The sequence below is a fragment of the Nonomuraea sp. B19D2 genome, from assembly GCF_040137845.1.
Lineage (GTDB): Bacteria > Actinomycetota > Actinomycetes > Streptosporangiales > Streptosporangiaceae > Nonomuraea.
In genome coordinates this window covers 1-20,420 of sequence record NZ_JBEFAK010000091.1, presented here as the reverse complement: position 1 = coordinate 20,420, position 20,420 = coordinate 1, and the positions used below count along the sequence as shown (strand labels likewise).

Here is a 20,420-nt window from a genome sequence, read left to right as displayed (position 1 = left end):
CCATCTGGATGCGGTTCGACACCGTCAACCAGCGGCGCAAGGAGGCCAGGAAGGCTCAGGTCGAGGCCGAGTTCGAGGAACTGTCCGAAGAGCCGACGGCCGGCGGCTTCCCGGTGCCGCCGCTCGATCTGCCGCACTACCACGGGGTGCAGCGCAAGGAGATTCCCAGTGGGACTAACTGATTGGCTGAACCCCGTCAAGGGCTTCGGGGTCACCTTCCACACAATGTTCAAGAAGCCCGTCACGGTGAACTACCCGGAGGAGAAGAGGCCGACGGCCCCTCGCTTCCACGGGCGTCACCAGCTCAACCGCTGGCCTGACGGGCTGGAGAAGTGCGTCGGGTGCGAGCTGTGCGCCTGGGCGTGTCCGGCCGACGCGATCTATGTCGAGGGCGCGGACAACACCGATGAGGAGCGCTACTCGCCGGGCGAGCGTTACGGGCGCACGTACCAGATCAACTATCTGCGGTGCATCCTGTGCGGCCTGTGCATCGAGGCCTGCCCGACCCGCGCGCTCACCATGACCAACGAGTACGAGCTCGCCGACACCACGCGCGAGAGCCTCATCTTCACCAAGGAGATGCTCCTCGCGCCCCTGACCCAGGGCATGGAGCAGCCGCCGCACCCCATGCGGCTCGGTGAGACCGAAGAGGACTACTACCGGCTGGGGCGGACCAATGGGTGAGACCATCACGTTCTGGGTGCTCGCCGTCGTGTCCGTCGGCGCCGCGCTCGGCATGGTCTTCAACAGGAAGGCCGTGTACTCCGCGCTGATGCTCGGCACGGTGATGCTCAGCCTCGCGGTCCTGTACGCCGTGCAGGACGCGCCCTTCCTGGCCGCGGTGCAGATCATCGTCTACACCGGCGCGATCATGATGCTGTTCCTGTTCGTGCTCATGCTGGTGGGCGTCGACTCCTCCGACTCCCTCGTCGAGACGCTGAAGGGCCAGCGCTTCTGGGCGGCCATCGCGTCGCTCGGCTTCGTGGCGCTGATCGGACTGGCCATCGGCAACGCGGTCTTCGCGGACCAGGCCGGGCTGGCGCAGGCCACGGCGCAGGGCGGCTACATCCGCTCGATCGCGCTGCAGCTGTTCACCAAGTACGTGTTCGCGTTCGAGATCACCTCGGCGCTGCTGATCACGGCGGCGCTGGGCGCGATGGTGCTGGCGCACCGCGAGAAGCTGACCGAGAAGCCCACGCAGAAGGACCTGGCCCGCGCCCGGTTCCTCGGCGACCACCCGTCGCCGCTGCCGGGCCCCGGCACCTACGCCAGGAGCAACGCCATCGACATGCCGGCGCTGCTGCCCGACGGGACGGCCGCCGAGTCCTCGGTCAACCGCTACATCGCGCGCTACGACGTCGAGCACGGCCACCTGCCCGAGGACCCGAGGCTCGCCGAGGCCATCCAGCACACGGCCGAGGAGGACGCAGAGGAGCGCGGCATCGAGCCGCGCGGCGTCGAGCAGAACAATGAGGTGACCAAGTGACGACGCACTACCTCGTACTGTCCGCCCTGCTGTTCGGCATCGGCGCGCTGGGCGTGCTCATCAGGCGTAACGCGATCGTGGTGTTCATGTGCGTGGAGCTCATGCTCAACGCCTGCAACCTCGCGTTCGTCACCTTCTCCAGGCAGGTCGGCAACCTGGAGGGCCAGATCATCGCGTTCTTCGTGATGGTGGTGGCCGCGGCCGAGGTCGTGGTCGGCCTGGCCATCATCGTGACGATCTTCCGAACCCGCAGGTCCGCGTCTGTCGACGACGCGAACCTGCTGAAGTACTAAGAGGTGACTGGTGGAATCTCATGTTGCTGAGATCGTCCAGCACACCGGCGGGGTGATCGGCAACGCCTGGCTGATGATCGCCTTCCCCTTGGTGGGGGCGTTCATCCTGCTGGCGTTCGGCCGGTTCACGAACCGCTGGGGCCATCTGCTGGGCGTGGCCATGTCCCTCGCCTCGTTCGTCGTGGCGGTGCTGGCGTTCTTCCAACTCATCGGGTTCGGGGAAGAGGAGCGCCGGCGGGCCGTCGAGCTTTACGACTTCATCCCCGGCCTGGTGAAGATGGGACTGCTGATCGACCCGCTGTCGATCAGCTTCGCGCTGCTGATCACCGGTGTGGGCTCGCTGATCCACATCTACTCGATCGGCTACATGGCCCATGACGAGCACCGGCGCAGGTTCTTCGCCTACCTGAACCTGTTCGTGGCCGCGATGCTCCTGCTGGTGCTGGCCGACAACTACGTCGGCCTGTTCATCGGCTGGGAGGGCGTCGGTCTGGCCTCGTACCTGCTGATCGGGTTCTGGCAGTTCAAGCCGTCGGCGGCGGTCGCCGCGAAGAAGGCGTTCGTGGTCAACCGCGTCGGCGACTTCGGCCTGCTGGTCGGCATGTTCGTCATCTGGACGACGTTCGGCACGCTGGCCTTCAAGGACCTCGCGGCCAAGACGACCGGCGTCGAGAACGGCACCACGCTGGCCATCGGCCTGCTGCTGCTCCTCGGCGCGTGCGGCAAGTCCGCGCAGCTCCCGCTGCAGTCCTGGCTCCTGGACGCCATGGAGGGCCCGACCCCCGTGTCGGCCCTGATCCACGCGGCGACCATGGTCACCGCCGGCGTCTACCTGGTGGTCCGCTCCGGGGCGTTCTTCTTCCACGAGGGCTCGGGCGCCGCGCTCGCGGTGGCCATCGTCGGCGCGGCCACGCTGCTCGCCGGTGCGATCATCGGTTGCGCGAAGGACGACATCAAGAAGGGCCTGGCCGGTTCGACGATGTCGCAGATCGGCTACATGATGCTCGGCGCGGGCCTCGGCCCCGCCGGGTACGCGTTCGCGATCGGCCACCTGATCACGCACGGCTTCTTCAAGGCCGACATGTTCCTCGGCGCCGGTTCGGTCATGCACGGCATGAACGACGAGGTGAACATGCGGAAGTACGGCGGGCTGCGCAAGTTCATGCCGGTCACCTTCGTCACGTTCTTCATCGGCTACCTGGCGATCATCGGCTTCCCGCTGCTGTCCGGTTACTTCACCAAGGACGGCATCATCGAGACCGCCGTCGAGCACAACCAGGTCCTCGGCTGGCTGGCCGTGCTGGGCGCCGGCATCACCGGCTTCTACATGTCGCGGATGGTCTTCATGACCTTCTTCGGCGAGAAGCGCTGGGCGGAGGACGCCCACCCGCACGAGTCGCCGGCCGTCATGACCTGGCCGTTGATCATCCTGTCGATCGGCTCGATCGGGCTTGGCGGTTACCTCATCCTGAGCAACCGGCTCATGCTGTTCCTCGCCCCGGCCGTCGGCCGGCCGGAGGAGCTGCCCGCCTTCCACTTCGCCAGCACGCCCGGTCTCGCCACGCTCGCACTCGTCGCGGTCGGCGCGGCCTTCGCCTGGGTGAAGTACGGCCGGGCCGAGGTGCCGGCCGTGCAGCCGCGCGGGTCGTTCCTCACCACGTTCGCCCGGCGTGACCTGTACGGTGACGCGCTCAACGAGTCGCTCTTCATGCGTCCCGGCCAGTGGCTGACCCGGATCGCGGTGTTCTTCGACAACCGCGGCATCGACGGGCTGGTCAACGGTCTGGCCGCGGGCATCGGCGGCAGCTCCGGGCGCTTGCGGAGACTCCAGACGGGCTTCGCCAGAACGTACGCGCTGTCCATCTTCATCGGTGCCGCCCTGCTGACCGGCGCCCTGCTCCTCGTTGGGAACATCTGATGTCACCCTGGCTTCCGATACTCATGGCGGTGCCCGTGGTGGGCGCCATCGTGGTGACCCTGCTTCCCAAGGGCAGTGACAAGCTGGCCAAGCAGGTCACGCTGCTGGTCTCGCTGCTGACGCTGGTCCTCACGGGTGTCATGGCCGCCGGGTACAAGCCGACGGGCCCTCGGTTCCAGTTCACCGCCGAGTACAACTGGATCCCGAGCTTCGGCGTGAAGTTCGGAGTCGGCGTCGACGGCGTCGCGCTCGTGCTGATCGCCCTGTCGGTGGTGCTGGTGCCGATCGTGGTGCTGGCCTCCTGGCACGACGCCGACGGGGTCAAGACCGCCGACGGCACGCTCATCACGCCCAAGCGGTCGGTGAAGACCTACTTCTCGCTGCTCCTGGTGCTGGAGACGATGATGATCGGCGTCTTCGCGGCGACCGACATCTTCCTCTTCTACGTCTTCTTCGAAGCCATGCTGATCCCGATGTACTTCATGATCGGGTCGTACGGCGGCGCCCAGCGGTCCTACGCGGCCGTCAAGTTCCTGCTGTACTCCCTGTTCGGCGGCCTGCTCATGCTGGTCGCGGTCATCGGGCTGTACTTCGCCGCGGGCAAGAGCACGTTCATGTTCCCCGAGCTGGTCGGGGCCATTCAGGACCCGGCCATGCAGAAGTGGCTGTTCGGCGGCTTCTTCATCGCCTTCGCGATCAAGGCCCCGCTCTGGCCGGTGCACACCTGGCTGCCCGACGCGGCCGCGCAGGCTCCGGCCGGCGCCGCCGTGCTGCTGGTGGGTGTGCTGGACAAGGTCGGCACGTTCGGGATGCTCCGCTTCTGCCTGGAGCTGTTCCCCGACGCGTCGAAGGCGTTCACGACGCCGATCGTCGTGCTGGCGGTCATCAGCATCATCTACGGCGCCATCGTGGCCATCGGGCAGACCGACATGAAGCGGCTCATCGCGTACACGTCGATCTCCCACTTCGGGTTCATCGTGCTCGGCGTGTTCGCCATGTCGTCCGTGGCCCAGTCCGGCGCGGCCCTCTACATGGTCAACCACGGCTTCGCCACCGGCGCGCTGTTCCTGGCCGCCGGGTTCCTCATCGCCAGGCGCGGCTCGCCGTTCATCGGTGACTACGGAGGCGTGCAGAAGGTCGCCCCGCTGCTCGCGGGCTTCTTCCTGGTCGCCGGTCTGGCCGGTCTCTCGCTGCCGGGGCTCTCGTCGTTCGTGAGCGAGTTCATGGTCATGATCGGCACGTACTCCAGCCAGGCCCACGGCTCCGGGGCCCTGACGGTGGCCGCGGTGATCTCCGCGGTGGCCGTGATCCTCGCCGCCGTCTACATCCTGTGGATGGTCCAGCGCACCCTGAACGGGCCGACGGCCGAGCCGGTCAAGGCGTTCAAGGACCTGAACGCCCGCGAGGTCTGGGTGCTGGCTCCGCTCGTTGCACTGATCATCGGGTTCGGCTTCTTCCCCAAGCCGCTGCTCGACGTGATCAACCCGTCGGTGCAGCAGACGCTGACCAACGTGCATGTGCCGACCTCCACCATCGCTGAGAAGGGGACAGGTCAGTGAACTCCTCCATCCCAGCGCCGACGATCGAGTACGGCACGCTGGCGCCGCTGCTGGTGGTCTTCGGCGCGGCCGTCATCGGCGTGCTGGTCGAGGCGTTCGCGCCTCGGTACCTGCGTAAGTCGATCCACGTACCGCTCACCCTGCTGAGCCTGTTCGGCGCGTTCATGCTCGTGCTTGTGCAGGTCCTGCGCGGCAACGTGCCGACCGCGCCGGTCGCCATGGGCGCGGTCGCGGTGGACGGGCCCGCCCTGTTCATCTGGGGCGTCATCCTCGTCCTGTCGTTCGTGTGCGTGCTGCTGATCAACGACGAGGGCCACTTCGTCGCCTCGGCCGCGGCCGTGCCCGGCAGCGCCGACGAGGAGGAGGCCGAGACGCAGGGCGGCGGGCACACCGAGGTGTACCCGCTGGTGCTGTTCGCGGTGGGCGGCATGCTGCTCTTCCCTGCCTCCCACGACCTGCTGACGATGTTCGTCGGCCTCGAGGTCATGTCGCTGCCGCTCTACCTGCTGTGCGGCCTGGCCCGCCGGCGCCGCCTGCTGTCGCAGGAGGCGTCGATGAAGTACTTCCTGCTCGGCGCGTTCTCCTCGGCGTTCTTCCTGTACGGCACCGCGATGGTGTACGGCTTCGCGGGCACCGTATCGCTGCCGGGCATCAACGAGGCCATGGCCAAGAGCGCCTCGCTCGACCCGATCCTGATGCTCGGGCTCGCGCTGCTCGGCGTGGGCCTGCTGTTCAAGATCGGCGCCGCGCCGTTCCAGGCCTGGAAGCCGGACGTCTACCAGGGCGCTCCGACCCCGATCACCGCTCTGATGGCCTCCGGCACGCTGGTCGCGGCCGTGGGCGCCGTGCTGCGGGTGTTCTGGGTGGGTCTGGGCAACCTCGACTGGAACTGGCGGCCGATTATCTGGGGCGTCGCCGCGCTCACCATGATCGTTGGCTCGATCCTGGCGATCACGCAGACCGAGATCAAGCGGATGCTGGCCTACTCGTCCATCGCGCACGCGGGCTTCCTGCTCGTCGGCGTGATGGCCACGTTCGGCTCCGCCGAGCAGAACGCCGTCTCGCTGAAGGCCATCCTGTTCTACCTGGCGGTCTACGGCATCACCACGGTGGGCGCGTTCGCGGTGGTCACGCTCATACGTGACCCGGGCGGCGAGGCCGGGCACCTGTCGCGCTGGGCCGGTCTCGGCAAGCGCGCGCCGGTGCTGGCCGGGGTGTTCGCCTTCTTCCTGCTGGCCTTCGCCGGCATCCCGATGACGAGCGGCTTCTTCGGCAAGTACGCCGTCTTCGCGGCCGCGCTGAGCAGCGGGACGCAGCCCGGCGACTCGATGGGCGGCTGGATGGCCGGCCTGGTCGTGGTGGGTGTGGTGGCCTCGGCCATCGCCGCGTTCTTCTACGTCCGCGTCATCGTGCTGATGTTCTTCAGCGAGCCCGCGGCCGACGGCCCGGCGATCGCGGTGCCCACTATGGGGACCGTGGCCGTCATCGCCGTCTCCCTGCTGGTTACCGTAGGGGTGGGGCTCTACCCGGAGTCCGTGCTCGGTGTTGCCAACGACGCTGCTCGCAGCCTGTTCATCAGATAAGGGGATCTCGTATGTCTGCGCCTCCCGTGATTGACCTTCCCATCGAGGACGAGCGGTTGGCGCAGGACCTGGCCAACGGAATGGCTGCGGTCGAGAAACTCCTGCGCTCGTCGGTGGAGAGCGAGGACGCCTTCGTCACGGAGGCGTCCAAGCACCTCATCGAGGCCGGCGGCAAGCGGTTCCGCACGCTGATGGTGCTGCTCGCCGCGCAGTTCGGCGATCCTTCCGCGCCAGGCGTGGTGCCCGGCGCGGTGGTGATCGAGCTGACCCATCTGGGCTCGCTCTACCACGACGACGTCATGGACGAGGCCCCGGTACGCCGGGGCTCACCGTCCGCCAACGCCCGGTGGGACAACACCGTGGCCATCCTCACCGGCGACTACCTGTTCGCCCAGGCGTCCGACATCCTCGCGGACCTCGGCCCCGAGCTGATCCGCATCCAGGCGCAGACGTTCTCCCGCCTCGTACAGGGGCAGATCCGTGAGACCGTCGGCCCACGCGAGGATGAGGACCCGATCGCGCACTACCTGGGTGTGCTGGCCGACAAGACGGGCTCCCTGATCGCCGCGTCCGGCCGCTTCGGCGCGCTGCTGTCCGGCGCTCCCGCCGACGTCGAGGAGCGGCTCAGCCGGGCGTGTGAGGCCATCGGCGTGGCCTTCCAGCTCGGGGACGACCTGCTGGACGTGGCGTCCTCCGGCGCCGAGTCGGGCAAGACGCCGGGGACGGACCTGCGGGAGGGCATCAAGACGCTCCCGGTCCTGTACGCACTGGCGTCGGGGGAGGCGTCGCGTCTTCGCGACCTGCTGTCGGGGCCGGTGGCTGAGGAGGACGTGGAGGAGGCGCTGACCCTGCTCCGCGCCCACCCTGCGATGGCGCAGGCGCGGGCGGAGCTGGAATCGTGGGTGGACCGCGCTCGTACCGACATCTCCGGCCTTCCCGACGTCCCCGCCAGGTCCGCACTTTTGGCGCTATGTGACTACGTGGTCGAGCGTTCCGGCTGATTCCCGGACTCGCCGCGCGGCCCTCGCCGTCCTGAAGCTGTCGTACGTGAAGATCGCCAAGGCCAGCCAGACGATCGAGAAGCCGATCCACCGGCTGGACGGCATGGTCTCCTTGGCGATCAGCACGCCGCAGGCGAACTGCAGGATCGGCGCGATGTACTGCAGGAGCCCGATGGTGCTGAGCGGCACCCGGATGGCCGCCGCCCCGAACCAGATCAGCGGCACGGCGGTGGCCACCCCACCTCCGGCCAGCAGCAGCGCATGCCCGAGGCCGTGGTCGGCGAACGTCCCCTGACCGCCCGTCTGCAGGAAGAAGATGTAGCCGAGCGCGGGAAGGAACAGCACCAGGGTCTCGATGGCGTGACTCTCGGTGGCCGCCACGTTGGCCTGCTTCTTGGTCAGCCCGTACACGCCGAAGCTCACGGCCAGCGTGAGCGCGATCCACGGCAGCCGCCCGTAGTCGATCGTCAGCACCAGCACCGCCAGCGCCCCGAACCCGACGGCCACCCACTGCAGCGGCCGCAGCCGCTCCCGCAACAGCAGCACGCCGAACAGCACGTTGACGAGAGGGTTGATGAAGTAGCCCAGAGCGCTTTCGACGACGTGCCCGCTGTTGACCGCGTAGATGTAGACGCCCCAGTTCACGGTGACGAGCACGGCGGCCAGCGTCAGCAGCCCAAGCTTCTTGGGCTGCCTGATCAGAGCGCGAAACCAGGACCAATGCCGCCGCACGGCCAGCACGGCGACGACCGTGACGAGCGACCACACCATGCGGTGCGCCAGGATCTCGACGGCGCCGGACGGCTTGAGTAGCGGCCAGTAGAGGGGGAACAGGCCCCACACGGTGTAGGCGGCGATCCCGAACAAGACACCGCGCCGAAGGTCAGGCATGTACCCCATCTTCGGCCATTACCATCTTTAAACACAAGTTGCGTCCGCTATGCGGAATCGTGTAGCCACTCTAAAGCGTTGCTGCCTGTGTAGTGTGGGACGAGACCTAGTGGAGGTAGTGCCATGGGCTGGCTTTTCGGCGGAAACAAGACTTCGATGGTCCGACCCGAGGACGCCCTCCCGGGCCACCCGGACCCCATGCCGATCCCCTCCCGCCACGCGGTCCTGGACGCCCCGCTCACCCCGCCCGTGGGCCTGGAGATCGCCGACTTCGGCCTCGGCTGCTTCTGGGGCGCCGAGCGCAAGTTCTGGCAGACGCCCGGGGTCGTCACGACGGCGGTCGGCTACCAGGGCGGCTACCCGCCCAACCCGACGTACGAGGAGGTCTGCAGCGGCCTCACGGGGCACGCGGAGGTCGTCCGGGTGGCGTTCGACCCGGCGAAGGTGTCGTACGAGGAGCTCCTGAGGGTCTTCTGGGAGGCCCACGACCCGACGCAGGGCATGCGCCAGGGCAACGACGTGGGGACGCAATACCGTTCGGCCATCTACCACCACTCGCCGGAGCAGCAGAAGGCTGCTGAGGCCTCTCGGGAGGCGTACCAGGGGGTGCTGAAGGCGGCCGGCTACGGCGAGATCACCACGGAGATCGCCTCCGCTGGGCCGTTCTACTATGCCGAGGAGTATCACCAGCAATATTTGTGGAAGAACCCGAACGGCTACTGCGGAATCGGCGGCACGGGAGTGGCCTGTCCTGTTGGCCTGATGACCAGCGACGGGGAGTGATGGCTCACAGTGCGCGGAGTGGGAGTGAGGCGGAAGCTCTGGCTGGAAGTCTCACTCCCGACGACCGCCAGATGGGAGGAACCCATCTATGGCGTTCTCTCCTCTCTCAAGATGTGGGAATGCTTGATCAACGACATGGAGGAGCGCGGCCAGCACCGCCACGCGCTCACGGCTGCTATGACGATCGCCCCTCACCCTTAACCCGCGAACTCCACGCGGCATTTCCGGATGTATCCCGAAACATTGGTGATGCTCGGTACAGTCGTGCGGCCTGCGAACAGCGGTGCTGCAGCGGGTATCGGCTAGAGGCGTGTCGCGGTGCGGACGAGGTCGGCGACGGCTTTGGATCTGCTGTGTGGCGGCCAGGCGATGACGGTCGTGACGGCCGGTGCGTCCGGCACCGGCACGATGGCGTGGTCGTCGCGTAGCTGGTCTCGGAGCGACTCGGGTACGACGGCGCAGGCCAGTCCGAGCGCGATCAGTTGGAACAGTTGGGTATGGTCGCGCACCTGCGGGCCGGGGCCGTCCGGATGGCCGCCATCCCGTCCAGGCCAGCGCGGCAGGGGCAGGTCCGTCTGGGCGTTGACCTCGACTAACGACAGATACGCCCGGTTGGCGAGGGGATGCCCCTTGGGCAGGACCACGACCTGCTGTTCGGTGTGCAGATCCTCGGTGTCGAATCCGGCTGTCGTGTCGTAAGGCCGGTGGAGCAGAGCAATGTCGGCACGCCCGGTGCGCAGCAGACTTTCCGGCTCGCCCGGCCCGCACAGCATCACCTCGACGGCCACGGCGCCCGGTTCAGCGGCGTAGGTGTGCAGAAGCTTCGACAAGAGTTCCGTGGACGCTCCGGCCTTGGTGGCCAGGACCACACCGGGCTGGTCAGCCGCGGCGCGGCGGGTGCGGCGCTCGGCGGCTTCGACCGCGTCGAGCGCGAGCCGGGCCTCCCGTAGCAGCACCGACCCGGCCTCGGTTAAGGCGATGGCGCGAGCGGTGCGGTGCAGCAGAACGACTCCGAGCCGCCGTTCCAGCTGCTGGATCGCCCGCGACAGTGGTGGTTGCGCCATCGAGAGCCGTTGTGCCGCCCGCCCGAAGTGCAACTCCTCGGCTACGGCGACGAAGTATCGCAACTCCCGCGTCTCCACCAGCTCATCGTATGCGGCGCTGACCACGACCAATACCCGTGCGGTATCGCCGCCCACCTGACCGGTCTTGGACGCCCCACCCGAGTCCGCAACATGATCGACGGCATGAGTGAACGGACGATCGCGCTGGTGACCGGCGCGAACAAGGGAATCGGATACGAGATCGCCGCAGGCCTGGGCGCCCTTGGCTGGCGAATCGGTGTGGGCGCGAGGGATCAACAACACCGCGACACCGCGGTCGAGAAACTGCGCGCGGCCGGGACCGATGCGTTCGGCGTGCCGCTCGACGTCACTGACGACGCAAGTGTCGCCGCCGCGGCCGAGCTGATCGCCGGCCATGCCGGTGGGCTCGACGTCCTGGTCAACAATGCCGCGATCGCCGGCGGTATGCCACAGACACCGACCACGGTCGAGCCCGCGACCGTGCGAGCTGTCGTGGAAACCAACGTGATCGGCGTCATCCGGGTCACCAACGCGATGCTGCCGATGCTGCGCGGCTCGGCATCACCGCGGATCGTCAACATGTCCAGCAGCGTCGGCTCGCTCGCCCTGCAAACCACCCCCGGCATCGACATGGGCCCGGTTCCCGCCGCCTACTTGGCATCGAAGACCTTCCTCAACGCCCTCACCATCCAATACGCCAAGGAACTGAGCGACACCAACATCCTGATCAACTCCGGCTGCCCCGGCTTCACCGCCACCGACCTCAACGGCTTCCAAGGCGTCCGCACACCACAACAGGGCGCGGCCATCGCGATTCACCTCGCAACCCTGCCCGACGACGGACCGACCGGCGGATTCTTCGACGACGCCGGAACGGTGCCCTGGTAACGGTCCAGTTCGCGTGCACCGCCAGGTTCTCGAAGACCACGTTCGGAGGCTTTGATCGGGCGGGCGCAAATCCGGCCAAGGGCAGCCGTGGCGGGTCCGTCCGAACAGTAGCTGTGGAAAGCACCAAACGGCTACGGCGGCTTGGGCGAAGCTGGAATGTCCTGCCCAGTGAGCCTGACGACCGGTGAGGTGTGAGCCGATGCTCGCTCCGGGGGATCACGGTTCTGCACAGAAAGATGTACAGTTACTGTATGACTGTTCTGCACGACGCTACTGAGTTGAGCGTCACCGAGGCGGCCCAGCGAGGGGTTGCCCGCCTGGTGGCTGATGCGGAGCAGGGGGCCGATCTGGTGGTTACCCGTCGGCACCAACCGGTGGCGGCGGTGGTCAGCATCCGCCGACTCAACGAGTTGGAGGAGGCGGCGGCCGATCTGCGTGATCTGGCGCTTGTGCTCGCTCGGTCGGTCACGGACACAGGGGAGAGGGTCTCGCTCGATGAGGTGCTGGCCGCTTTCGGGCACACTCGCGAGTCGCTGGCCGCCATCCCGGACGACGAGTAGACGTGTCCGACGTCGTCTTCACCGCGCCAGCGGTCGATGACCTCCGACGCATCGGCCCGGACGCGGTGCCCAAGGTGCTCAAGAAGATCCTTCTCCTGTTGGACAACCCTGAGGCGGGTTACCCGCTCGGTGGGGAACTGGCCGGGTTTCGGAAGCTTGTGGTCGGTCGCAACACCTGGCGTGTCGTCTATCGCATCACCGACGACAAGTCGGTGGAGATCTGCGAGGTGTGGGCCGTCGGTGAGCGGGCCGACGCGGAAGTCTACGCTGAGGCGACGGCGAGGGTTCGCGAGGCGGGTACCGACCGTCCGGAGATCGTCCAGCTCGGCCAGGTGATCGAGCGTCTTGGCACGCTGGCCGATCACATTCGGGTGGAGAAAGCGCCCCCAAGAGAATCGGTTCCAGATTGGCTCGCGGACCGGTTGATCTACACGGTGGGGATGGCCCGCGAGGACGTTGCCGCTCTTGATCTCCAAGAGGCTGTCGACTTGTGGGCTGAGTACCGGTCGAAGGTCCGTTAGGTGCCGGCTGCTGAGTGACCGGTCGAGCACCTGGAGGACATCCGCCGGCGACCTGGGGCGTACGGGCTGGATGCTCGTACCGGCGGTAACGACCTCGTCTGAGAGCGCTGGTGCTCATGTCGGCGCTACCGATGAGCGCGCCCGGCGATGAGGAAGCCGTGAGCGCCGGGTAGCGCGCGGCGTGCTCGCGCAACCGCTGCTCCAACGCCGGCCAGGCCCGCCGATCCCCCACCGAATGACCGTCCGAGTGGTGCTGCCCGACGGGGCCGAGGGCGGTCTCCGGCAATGTGGGGGGCGGTTCACCCGGTGGCGCTTCCCTGACCTGCCTGGTGCGGCGCGCCCGACTACCGTCACGTTGACGGATTCGCCGCGCAGAGGATCGGCCTAATTTCGGTGTCACCTGAAAGAACATCGAAAGGGCAGGTCATGAAGGCGACGCGGGCGGCGGGAACGGGTCTCGCGGTCGGGGCGGTGCTTGCGCTGTGCACGATCGCGAGCCCGGCGCAGGCGACTGAGGAGGGCTGGGACAGAGCGGCCGGCTGCACGGAGGCGCGGGCGGAGGTCACCTCCATCAGCGGCTGGGTGTCGCCCAACGCCTGCACCTTCATCAAGCGGCAGATCACGTTCGGCGAGGTCACCACCCCCGACCGGGTGAGCGCCTATGTCGACATCTGGTCCAAGGACGCGACGCTGTGGGAGCCGGCGAAGGCGAGCAGGCCGCTGCTCCAGGGTGAGGAGGCCATCAGAAAGGCGATCAGCGGAACGCTCAGCCTGATACCCGACTTCCGCTTCCAAGGCACGCGCATCGCTGTGAACGGTCCCGCCGTGATGTTCGAAGCGCACAACGAGGCCACGGTAAAGGGGCACGAGATCGCCTACGATGCGGTCTACCGGGTCCAGCTGACCGACGGTGGCAAGGTCGTCCAGGGCCGCCGCTACTACGACAGGCACACCCTGTTCAAGCCGCTCGACCCCGAGTTGCCCGACCTGTTCGCCGACATCGCCGACGGCGGCACTCCCGACCAGAGCCGCAGGCCGGTCCTCGACCCCGACGAGCTCGTCGCCCGCGCCGAGGCATGGAACGACGAGGACGCCGAGGCCCTGGTGGAACGGCTCACCGGTGCGCCGCTGTCCGCCCCTGGTCTGAACGGTGGCACGCTGCGCACCACGCAGGGCAAGCTCGCTTACCTGAACAGGTTCTTCGACCAGGTCAGCGACGTCCAGCTGGAGCCGGGACAGGCCGTGAAGGTCAACGGCGCGACTTACCTGGAATGGCACGGCACGCTCCTTCCCAAGGACCAGACCGACCTGATCAGCTTCGGCATCATCGAGCGCGTCGACGACACCGGTGGCATCTCGAGCGACTGGACCCTGACCTTCGACCAGCTGCCGCTCGTCGCAGACGAAGCCAAGATCACCGAGCTGTACGGCAGGCTCAGGTAGCGATCGCGGCCAACTCCGCCCGCGAGGAGATCCCCAGCTTGGGGAATGCCTTGTAGAGGTGGTAGCCGACGGTGCGCGGGCTGAGGTACAGCTGGGCCGCGATGTCGCGGTTGGACGCGCCCGTGGCGGCCAGCCGTACCACCTGTCTCTCCTGCGCCGTGAGGACGCTGAGAGGGTCGTCCGCCTGGCGCGGGGCTGCGGGGACGTCGCCGGTGGCGCGCAGCTCCGCGCGGGCCCGCTCGGCCCACAGCGCCATGCCGAGCCGGTCGAAGGTCTCCAGTGCGGCGCGCAACTGGGCGCGGGCGGCGGCGCGCTTGCGCGCCCGCCGCAGCCACTCGCCGTAGAGCAGCCGCGTACGGGCCTGCTCGTGCGGCTGCTCGCCCTGCTCGTGCGCCCGCATGGCCTCGTCGTACAGGTCCTCGTCGTCCTCGACGAGGGCGCGGCAGCGCAGTGCGACCGCATCGGCGGACGGCACGCTGACGCCGGCCGCCCAGTCGAGGTAGTACGCCAGCGGCTCGTACGCCAGCTCGGGCTCCCTGGCCCTGACCGCAGCCTCGATCCGGTCGGGGGCGGAGAAGATGGACACTGGCGCGTTGGCGGGCGAAATCCTCTCCAGGATCCTCAGCGACGCCTCTGGACGGCCCAGCGCGAGCTCCAGCCGCCCGAGCCCGGCCACCGCGACCGCCTCAGCCGTACGGAGCCCGCGCGCTCCCGCCTGTTCCAGGGCGGCCGTGGCCGCCGCCCGGCAACCGTGCTCGTCACCCAGCTCGCCGCGCGCCAGTGCGAGCAGCGCGGTGAGCACGACAGCTCCGTTCCGCTGCCCCAGGTCGCCGACCATGGGGATGCTCTCCTCCAGCCGGGCCGCCGCTTCGCGATACCTGCCGAGCAACATCTGCGCCTGCATCCGGGTTTCCACCGCGACGGTCAGCCAGCCGCCCATGTCGTGGGCCCTGCACTCGGCCTCGACGCGCGCCGCGACAGCCTCGCCCTGACCATAGCGCCCGATCGGCGCACACAGCTGGGCCACGAAGAGCAGGCCCGGCACCTGAAGTCCGGACAGATCCGGAGCGAGTACCAGCCCCTGCATGAGCGTGACGGCATCCGACAGCTCGCCGTTGACCAGCGCGGACAGCCCGAGCGCGCCGCTCACCAGCGGTGAGCCTATTTCGGGCAGAGCCCTGAGCAGCTTCGCCGCCTGCTTCGCCAGGCCCGGGTCACCGGCGTACCACGCGCAGCGCACCGCTTCCACGAGCAGGTAGGCCGCCCGTTCGGCATCGAGCGGGGCGACCCGCTCCGCGCCGGCGATGATGAGCTCACCGGCCGTGGCCTGGCTGCCCTGCTCGAACTCCCGATGGGCGTGCACCTGGATCAGGTGGGCGAGGGCCAGCGGGTCCTGGATCTCCTCACTGGCCTGGTCGGCCAGCGCGCCTGCGCGGGCCGGCTGGCCCGCGTCGCTGGCCGCCACGGCCGCGGCGGCCAGCCGTACCGACCGCTTGGCGGTGTCGGGAGTGAGTTCGGCGGCCCGTTCGTAGGCCGCGGCCATGGCCGCATAGCCGGAACGAGTGCGCGCCCGCTCCGCGGCCAGCTCGAGCTCGCGCGCCACGTCCTCGTCAGGCGTGGTCGTCGCCGCGGCCAGATGCCAGGCCCGGCGGTCGGCGTGCTCGCCACCAACGAGTACCTCGGCGAGCGCGAGCCGTACGGCCAGGCGTGACGTCAACGGCACGTTCTGGTAGGCAGCGGCCCTGATGAGCGGGTGCCTGAAGGCCACCGTGGCCCCGTTCACCGTGACCAGCTTGGCCTGCTCCGCCGCTTCCAGGTCCGCCAGCCGGGCGGAGAAGGACTCCGCGGCGCGCAGCACGATGCCCAGGTCGCCAGTGTCGTCGGCGGCGAGCACCGCGAGCAACGCCTGCGCCGTGTCGGGCAGCGCCCTGATCTGCTGCTGGAAGGCCTCTTGCACCCGGTTGGCGACCGGAATCGTGGTGAAGGGGTTCAGCTGCCCGGCCTGCTGCTCCGCGGTGAACGTGGACGGCAGTTCGAGGAGCGCGAGCGGATTGCCGCCCGCCTCGGCCAGGACGCGGTCACGCACCTTCGGCGCCAGGTCCCTGGCCGACTCGGCCAGCAGCGCGACGGCGGCGTCGCGGTCCACGCCGTCCAGCCACAGCTCGGGCAGCCCTTGCGGGTGGAACTCCTCCCTGCCCGCGAACACCAGCGCGATGCCTTCCGCGTCCAGCCGCCGCGCCACGAACACCAGCGCGTCGATGGAAGCCCGATCGAACCACTGTGCGTCATCGACCAGGCAGAGCAGCGGCCCGTCGCCCGCGACCTCGGCCAGCAGGCTGAGCACGGCCAGGCCGACGAGAAACCGGTTCACCGGAGCCGCTGCAGCCAGCCCCAGCGCGCCCCGCAGCGCCGCCGCCTGTGGTTCGGGCAGCGCGTCGATCCGGTCAAGCTCGGCACGCAGGAGCAGATGCAGGGCCGCATACGGCAGCTCCGCCTCGGACTCGATGCCGACCCCGTGAAGCACCCGCACTCCCGCGGTGCGCTCGGTCACATGGCCGAGCAACGCGGACTTCCCGATACCCGGCTGCCCGCGCACCACCAGCACACCGCTGCGCCCGGACCGCGCGTCCGCCAGCAGCCGATCCACCTGCGCCTGCTCCGCAGCCCGCCCGTACAACATGGCCGAAAATCTAGCGGAACGTGCGTCATGCCTCCGGCATGGCATCGGTGGCGAAGCGCCAGTGCTGGAAATGCCTGACCAGTGTGCGAGCGAGTGACCGGGACCGGGCACTACCGTCACGATGACGGATTCGGCGCGGCACCGGCCTGCGTAATTTCGGTGGCAGCAGGGACGAGAGAGTCCCGCACCACGAAAGGGTCTGATCATGGCCGCTATTGCCACCACGTCCACCACAGCCGCCGGTTCCAACGCCGAGGCCAAGTTGCTGCGGTTCGCGCTCAAGCAGGACGCCATCGGGTCGGGCGCCAACGGCCTCGTCTTCCTGGTCGTCGCACCGATCTTCGGCTCGATGTTCGGCCTGCCCGCCGCCTTCCTTGTGCCGGTCGGCGCGTTCCTGGTCGCCTTCGCCGCGACCCTCCTCCACCTTGCCGGCCGTCCGGTGGTGAACAGGGCGGCGGTGATCGCGGTGATGGTGGTCAACGTGGCATGGGTGCTGGCCAGCGCGGAGATGCTGATCGCCGGGTGGTTCCCGCTGACCGGTCTGGGCACCGCCTTCGTGATCGCCCAGGCGGCAGTGGTGGCGGGTTTCACCGGCCTGCAGTTCGCCGGGCTCCGCAGGGCCTGAACGGGTGCCGGGGATGTGGGGGTGCGGCTGGAGCGTGCGCCTCCAACGACGGCCTGCCCGCGCGTGCGTTGATCGGCCTGGCCTGATCCACGCTGGATGGATCAAGGAAGAGAATGCGAGGGTCTTCTGCGAGATCCGCGTCGCGTGTCGGGTACGGATTCGATGATCTCGACTGGCGGACCGTTGAGTGAAGAGCGAACGCGTCGCCTGGTCATGCAGCGCCTGGCCCGCGTCAGCGTGCTCACCTGACGAACTCGCTGATCGTGTGGGTGAACAGCTCGGGCTGCTCGAGGTTCCAGATGTGACCGGCGTTCGGGATCACCCGGAGTTCGGCGCCGGGAACGCCGGTGGCGATCTCCTCGGCATGCGGCAGGTTGGCCTTGTCCTTGGCTCCGTTGAGCACGAGGGTCGGGACCTTGATCTCGCCGAGCCTGTCGCGCAGATCGAGCCGGCCCAGCTCCGCCAGTCCGGTGAGGATGGTGGCCTTACCCGCGTGGCGCAGGTCCCGGGCGGCCTGATCCAGGTGTTCGGCCTTGCCTCCGGCGTACATGCCCTTGAGGATGCTCACGATCATCCCCTCCGGCATCAGGCGCATCATGCGGCGTTGCAGGGCGTCTCCACCGCCGCGTGCCGTACCCCCGGACAAGATCAGGCCGGCGACCTGAGCCGGTTCGGCCAGCGCGACCAGCAGCGCCACGCTGACCGAACCGGAGACAGCCACGAGGTGCACGGGCTCGGCCTCGCCACGGAGCACCGCACGAATCGATGCGACGGCACGTTCCAGCGTGAACGGTCCGGGCGTCGCGCCGTGGCCGGGTAGGTCAGGAGCCAGCACCCGATGTCTGTCTCCCAGCTGGGAGATCTGCGGCTGCCAGGCGCGCCCGCTGGACCCGAACGCGTGCATGAAGACGATGACCGCCATATCGCGGCTCCTTCCGCTGGTTACGTGGGCCTGCCCCGCCCAGGATCGCGGGTGAACCCGGGCTCGAGACGGGGCAGGCCACACCGGGGGTCAGCGGCCGTAGGCCGCGGTGAGTTGTCCGACGAGGGTGGCGAACGGCATGTCGAGGTCGCCGTACACCTCGCCGGCGATCGGGCGCGCGTTGTCGGCGAGGATCTCCACGGCGAGCGTGGCGTAGTCGCTCAAGATCACGCCTGCCTGCTGCAGCCGGAGGAGCCCTGTCTCCCGCTTGGTCTGGGAGAAGGTGCCACAGGCGTCGACGGCCACGTAAGCGTCGTAGCCTGCCGAGGTCGCGGAGATCGCGGGGAATGCGGCGCAGACCTCGAGCGAGACCCCCGCGATGACGAGTTTGCTGCGTCCGGTCGCCTCGACGGCGTCGCGTACCCGGTCGTCCTGCCAGGCGTTCACCGAGCTCCTGTCGATCACCTTCAGCTCCTGCGGCAGTACGGCCTGCAGTTCGGGGATGAGCGGTCCCCACATGCTGTCAGCGGCCGTGGTGGTGACGATGACCGGCAGCTTCAGGCGGAGTGCGGCTTTGGCCAGGCTTGTGACGTTGTGCCGCAGCTCGCTCACGGTAATGTCGCGAACTCCCGTGAACAGCCCGATCTGGTGGTCCACCAGCAGGAGGGCGGCGTTGTCCGCGGTCAAGGGGGTGTGGAATCGGTCCTGCATTTCTGCCTCTCTTCTGATAGTCACGGTCGGTGACGCGCCTCCAGCTTCGATGCGCCGACCTGCTGAAACAATCGCGATCTGGCACACTATTGGTGAGCAATCTTCACCAATGGGGGCGCAGGCGGTTGGACGAGCAGGAGATCGAGACCTTCCTGACCCTCGCCGAAGAGCTGCATTTCCGCCGTACGGCAGAGCGTCTGGGCCTGTCGCAGGGCCGGACCAGCCAGATCATCAGGAAGCTGGAACGCCGCATCGGCACCGCGCTGTTCGAGCGCACCAGCCGGCGGGTCAGTCTGACTCCGATCGGGCGCCAGCTCCGCGACGGCATCGAGCCGGCCCACCGGCAGATCCAGCGCGAGATAGCCAAGGCCACGGCCGCCGGGCGTGGCATTCGCGGAGGGCTGCGCCTCGGCTTCTTCGGCCCGGCGACCGCACACGTGCTCAGCCAGATCATCGATGAGTTCCATGTTCGCCATCCGGACTGTGAGGCCCAGCTCACCCTGGAGACACAGATCGACGACCACCTGGCGCCGCTGCGCAACGAGGGCGTCGACCTGCTGGCCACCCTTTTCCCGGTGAACGAGCCGGATCTCACCGTCGGCCCCGTCCTGCTGCGCGAGAGCTACGTGCTTGCCGTCTCCTCCCGCCACCCCTTCGCGCGGCGCGAAACGGTCGTCCTCGACGACCTGGCCAGGGATACGGTGTTGACCGTCGACGGCGCCCCGGCGTACTGGCTCGACCGGCACATCCCGCCGCGGACCAGCGCCGGGGAGCCCATCCGCCGCGGGCCGTCGGTGACGACCTTCCAAGCGGTGCTCGCTCTGGTCGCGGCGGGCAAGGCGATGGTTCCGCTCACCTGCCAGGCCACCCGCTACTACGCCCGGCCGGACATCGCCTACCTCCCCATCACGGACGCCCCGGAGGCCGCCTACGGGCTGGTATGGAAGACCACGAGAGAGAACGCCAGGATTCGCGCCTTCGCCGGTCTCGCCGCCCGCGTTTGAGCCCTGGACGCGCTGTGGGAGCATGACGGGCGCACCCCCGCGAACTGGCCGCGATGCTGAACGTCCGTCGTCAAGATGACCACCCGGATGGCCGCCGCGGGACTGCTCACCCGGCAGCGAGACGAGAACGACCAGCGACTTGAACGGCTCGGCGCCCGGCCGCTCGCCACAACCGACAAGCCATAGCCGGTGGTCTCGTACGGCTCAGACGGCCGCTGGCTGCCCTACGTTCCTTACGGGTACGGCTGGTGATCATCGCCGTTGTCGCCGAGCTGCCCACACGGTGGCTTTACGCCCAGCTGTTACCGGTGGTGTAGGTGAGGTGCAAGTGACGATCAAGCCCTCTGTGCCAAGCTCAAGTGAGACAGATGGGACTAAAATTCCTTAACTGACACGAGTAGGGCGAGAACGGGTATCCACCGCAGTGACCATGACCAGCCATGACCTCCAGCGCGGTACCGGGCCGC

19 protein-coding genes and 1 pseudogene are annotated in these 20,420 nt (G+C 68.3%); 15 read left to right on the top strand and 5 right to left on the bottom strand.

The window, feature by feature from the left end; translation table 11 throughout:
• The 8 genes and pseudogenes from ABN273_RS57685 to ABN273_RS57650 form a co-directional block, all read left to right on the top strand.
• Window positions 1-182: pseudogene (locus tag ABN273_RS57685) on the top strand (NADH-quinone oxidoreductase subunit NuoH); the annotation flags it as partial.
• Window positions 169-684: an NADH-quinone oxidoreductase subunit NuoI gene (gene nuoI, locus ABN273_RS57680; RefSeq protein ID WP_349458282.1), complete on the top strand. Its 516-nt coding sequence runs from the start codon at window positions 169-171 to the stop codon at window positions 682-684. The pseudogene ABN273_RS57685 and the gene nuoI, both read left to right, overlap by 14 nt.
• Window positions 677-1,486 carry an NADH-quinone oxidoreductase subunit J gene (locus tag ABN273_RS57675; protein WP_349458280.1) on the top strand — a complete coding sequence of 270 codons (810 nt, stop codon included), beginning with the start codon at window positions 677-679 and terminating at the stop codon, window positions 1,484-1,486. The genes nuoI and ABN273_RS57675 overlap by 8 nt, the downstream gene beginning before the upstream one ends.
• Window positions 1,483-1,779, top strand: a complete 297-nt coding sequence (gene nuoK, locus ABN273_RS57670) for an NADH-quinone oxidoreductase subunit NuoK (RefSeq protein ID WP_349458279.1) — start codon at window positions 1,483-1,485, stop codon at window positions 1,777-1,779. The genes ABN273_RS57675 and nuoK overlap by 4 nt, the downstream gene beginning before the upstream one ends.
• Window positions 1,780-1,852: 73 nt before the next feature.
• Complete coding sequence (gene nuoL, locus ABN273_RS57665) at window positions 1,853-3,697, top strand: NADH-quinone oxidoreductase subunit L (protein ID WP_349458283.1); 1,845 nt, start codon at window positions 1,853-1,855, stop codon at window positions 3,695-3,697.
• The gene (locus ABN273_RS57660; protein WP_349458278.1) at window positions 3,697-5,256 is read left to right on the top strand and encodes an NADH-quinone oxidoreductase subunit M; all 1,560 of its coding nucleotides are present in this window, start codon (window positions 3,697-3,699) and stop codon (window positions 5,254-5,256) included. The genes nuoL and ABN273_RS57660 overlap by 1 nt, the downstream gene beginning before the upstream one ends.
• Window positions 5,253-6,839, top strand: coding sequence for an NADH-quinone oxidoreductase subunit NuoN (gene nuoN, locus ABN273_RS57655; RefSeq protein WP_349458277.1), 1,587 nt, complete (start codon window positions 5,253-5,255; stop codon window positions 6,837-6,839). The genes ABN273_RS57660 and nuoN overlap by 4 nt, the downstream gene beginning before the upstream one ends.
• Window positions 6,840-6,850: 11 nt before the next feature.
• Entirely contained in the window at window positions 6,851-7,840 is a 990-nt protein-coding gene (locus tag ABN273_RS57650) for a polyprenyl synthetase family protein (protein WP_349458276.1), read from the top strand.
• On the opposite strand, the gene rarD is transcribed toward ABN273_RS57650, so the two are convergent.
• Window positions 7,808-8,731, bottom strand: coding sequence for an EamA family transporter RarD (gene rarD / locus ABN273_RS57645; protein ID WP_349458275.1), 924 nt, complete (start codon window positions 8,729-8,731; stop codon window positions 7,808-7,810). The two genes, ABN273_RS57650 and rarD, sit on opposite strands and share 33 nt — an antisense overlap.
• A 123-nt stretch (window positions 8,732-8,854) precedes the next feature.
• On the opposite strand from rarD, the gene msrA reads away from it, so the two are divergent.
• Window positions 8,855-9,514 carry a peptide-methionine (S)-S-oxide reductase MsrA gene (gene msrA / locus ABN273_RS57640; RefSeq protein ID WP_349458274.1) on the top strand — a complete coding sequence of 220 codons (660 nt, stop codon included), beginning with the start codon at window positions 8,855-8,857 and terminating at the stop codon, window positions 9,512-9,514.
• A 302-nt stretch (window positions 9,515-9,816) separates the two neighbouring features.
• On the opposite strand, the gene ABN273_RS57635 is transcribed toward msrA, so the two are convergent.
• Complete coding sequence (locus ABN273_RS57635) at window positions 9,817-10,656, bottom strand: LysR family transcriptional regulator (RefSeq protein ID WP_349458273.1); 840 nt, start codon at window positions 10,654-10,656, stop codon at window positions 9,817-9,819.
• Window positions 10,657-10,749: 93 nt separating this feature from the next.
• Here ABN273_RS57635 and ABN273_RS57630 point away from each other — a divergent pair, with 93 nt between their 5' ends.
• The 4 genes from ABN273_RS57630 (at window position 10,750) to ABN273_RS57615 (ending at window position 14,011) form a co-directional block, all read left to right on the top strand.
• Window positions 10,750-11,487 (top strand): SDR family oxidoreductase, encoded by a 738-nt coding sequence (locus ABN273_RS57630; protein WP_349458272.1) that lies wholly within the window; start codon window positions 10,750-10,752, stop codon window positions 11,485-11,487.
• A 251-nt stretch (window positions 11,488-11,738) separates the two neighbouring features.
• Entirely contained in the window at window positions 11,739-12,047 is a 309-nt protein-coding gene (locus ABN273_RS57625; RefSeq protein WP_349458270.1) for a type II toxin-antitoxin system prevent-host-death family antitoxin, read from the top strand.
• Window positions 12,048-12,049: 2 nt separating this feature from the next.
• On the top strand, window positions 12,050-12,568 hold the full coding sequence (locus ABN273_RS57620) for a type II toxin-antitoxin system RelE family toxin (protein WP_349458269.1): 519 nt from the start codon (window positions 12,050-12,052) through the stop codon (window positions 12,566-12,568).
• Window positions 12,569-12,994: 426 nt separating this feature from the next.
• Complete coding sequence (locus ABN273_RS57615; protein WP_349458268.1) at window positions 12,995-14,011, top strand: nuclear transport factor 2 family protein; 1,017 nt, start codon at window positions 12,995-12,997, stop codon at window positions 14,009-14,011.
• On the opposite strand, the gene ABN273_RS57610 is transcribed toward ABN273_RS57615, so the two are convergent.
• The gene (locus tag ABN273_RS57610; protein WP_349458267.1) at window positions 14,004-16,691 is read right to left on the bottom strand and encodes an ATP-binding protein; all 2,688 of its coding nucleotides are present in this window, start codon (window positions 16,689-16,691) and stop codon (window positions 14,004-14,006) included. The two genes, ABN273_RS57615 and ABN273_RS57610, sit on opposite strands and share 8 nt — an antisense overlap.
• Before the next feature lie 205 nt (window positions 16,692-16,896).
• Here ABN273_RS57610 and ABN273_RS57605 point away from each other — a divergent pair, with 205 nt between their 5' ends.
• Window positions 16,897-17,316, top strand: a complete 420-nt coding sequence (locus ABN273_RS57605; protein ID WP_349458266.1) for a hypothetical protein — start codon at window positions 16,897-16,899, stop codon at window positions 17,314-17,316.
• A 241-nt stretch (window positions 17,317-17,557) separates the two neighbouring features.
• Here the strand turns inward: ABN273_RS57605 and ABN273_RS57600 are convergent, their stop codons facing one another.
• Entirely contained in the window at window positions 17,558-18,238 is a 681-nt protein-coding gene (locus ABN273_RS57600; RefSeq protein ID WP_349458264.1) for an alpha/beta fold hydrolase, read from the bottom strand.
• A 90-nt stretch (window positions 18,239-18,328) separates the two neighbouring features.
• The gene (locus tag ABN273_RS57595; protein ID WP_349458263.1) at window positions 18,329-18,949 is read right to left on the bottom strand and encodes an isochorismatase family protein; all 621 of its coding nucleotides are present in this window, start codon (window positions 18,947-18,949) and stop codon (window positions 18,329-18,331) included.
• A 92-nt stretch (window positions 18,950-19,041) separates the two neighbouring features.
• Between ABN273_RS57595 and ABN273_RS57590 the strand changes: the two genes are divergently transcribed.
• Entirely contained in the window at window positions 19,042-19,953 is a 912-nt protein-coding gene (locus ABN273_RS57590) for a LysR family transcriptional regulator (protein ID WP_349458261.1), read from the top strand.
• The last annotated feature ends 467 nt before the right edge of the window (window positions 19,954-20,420 follow it).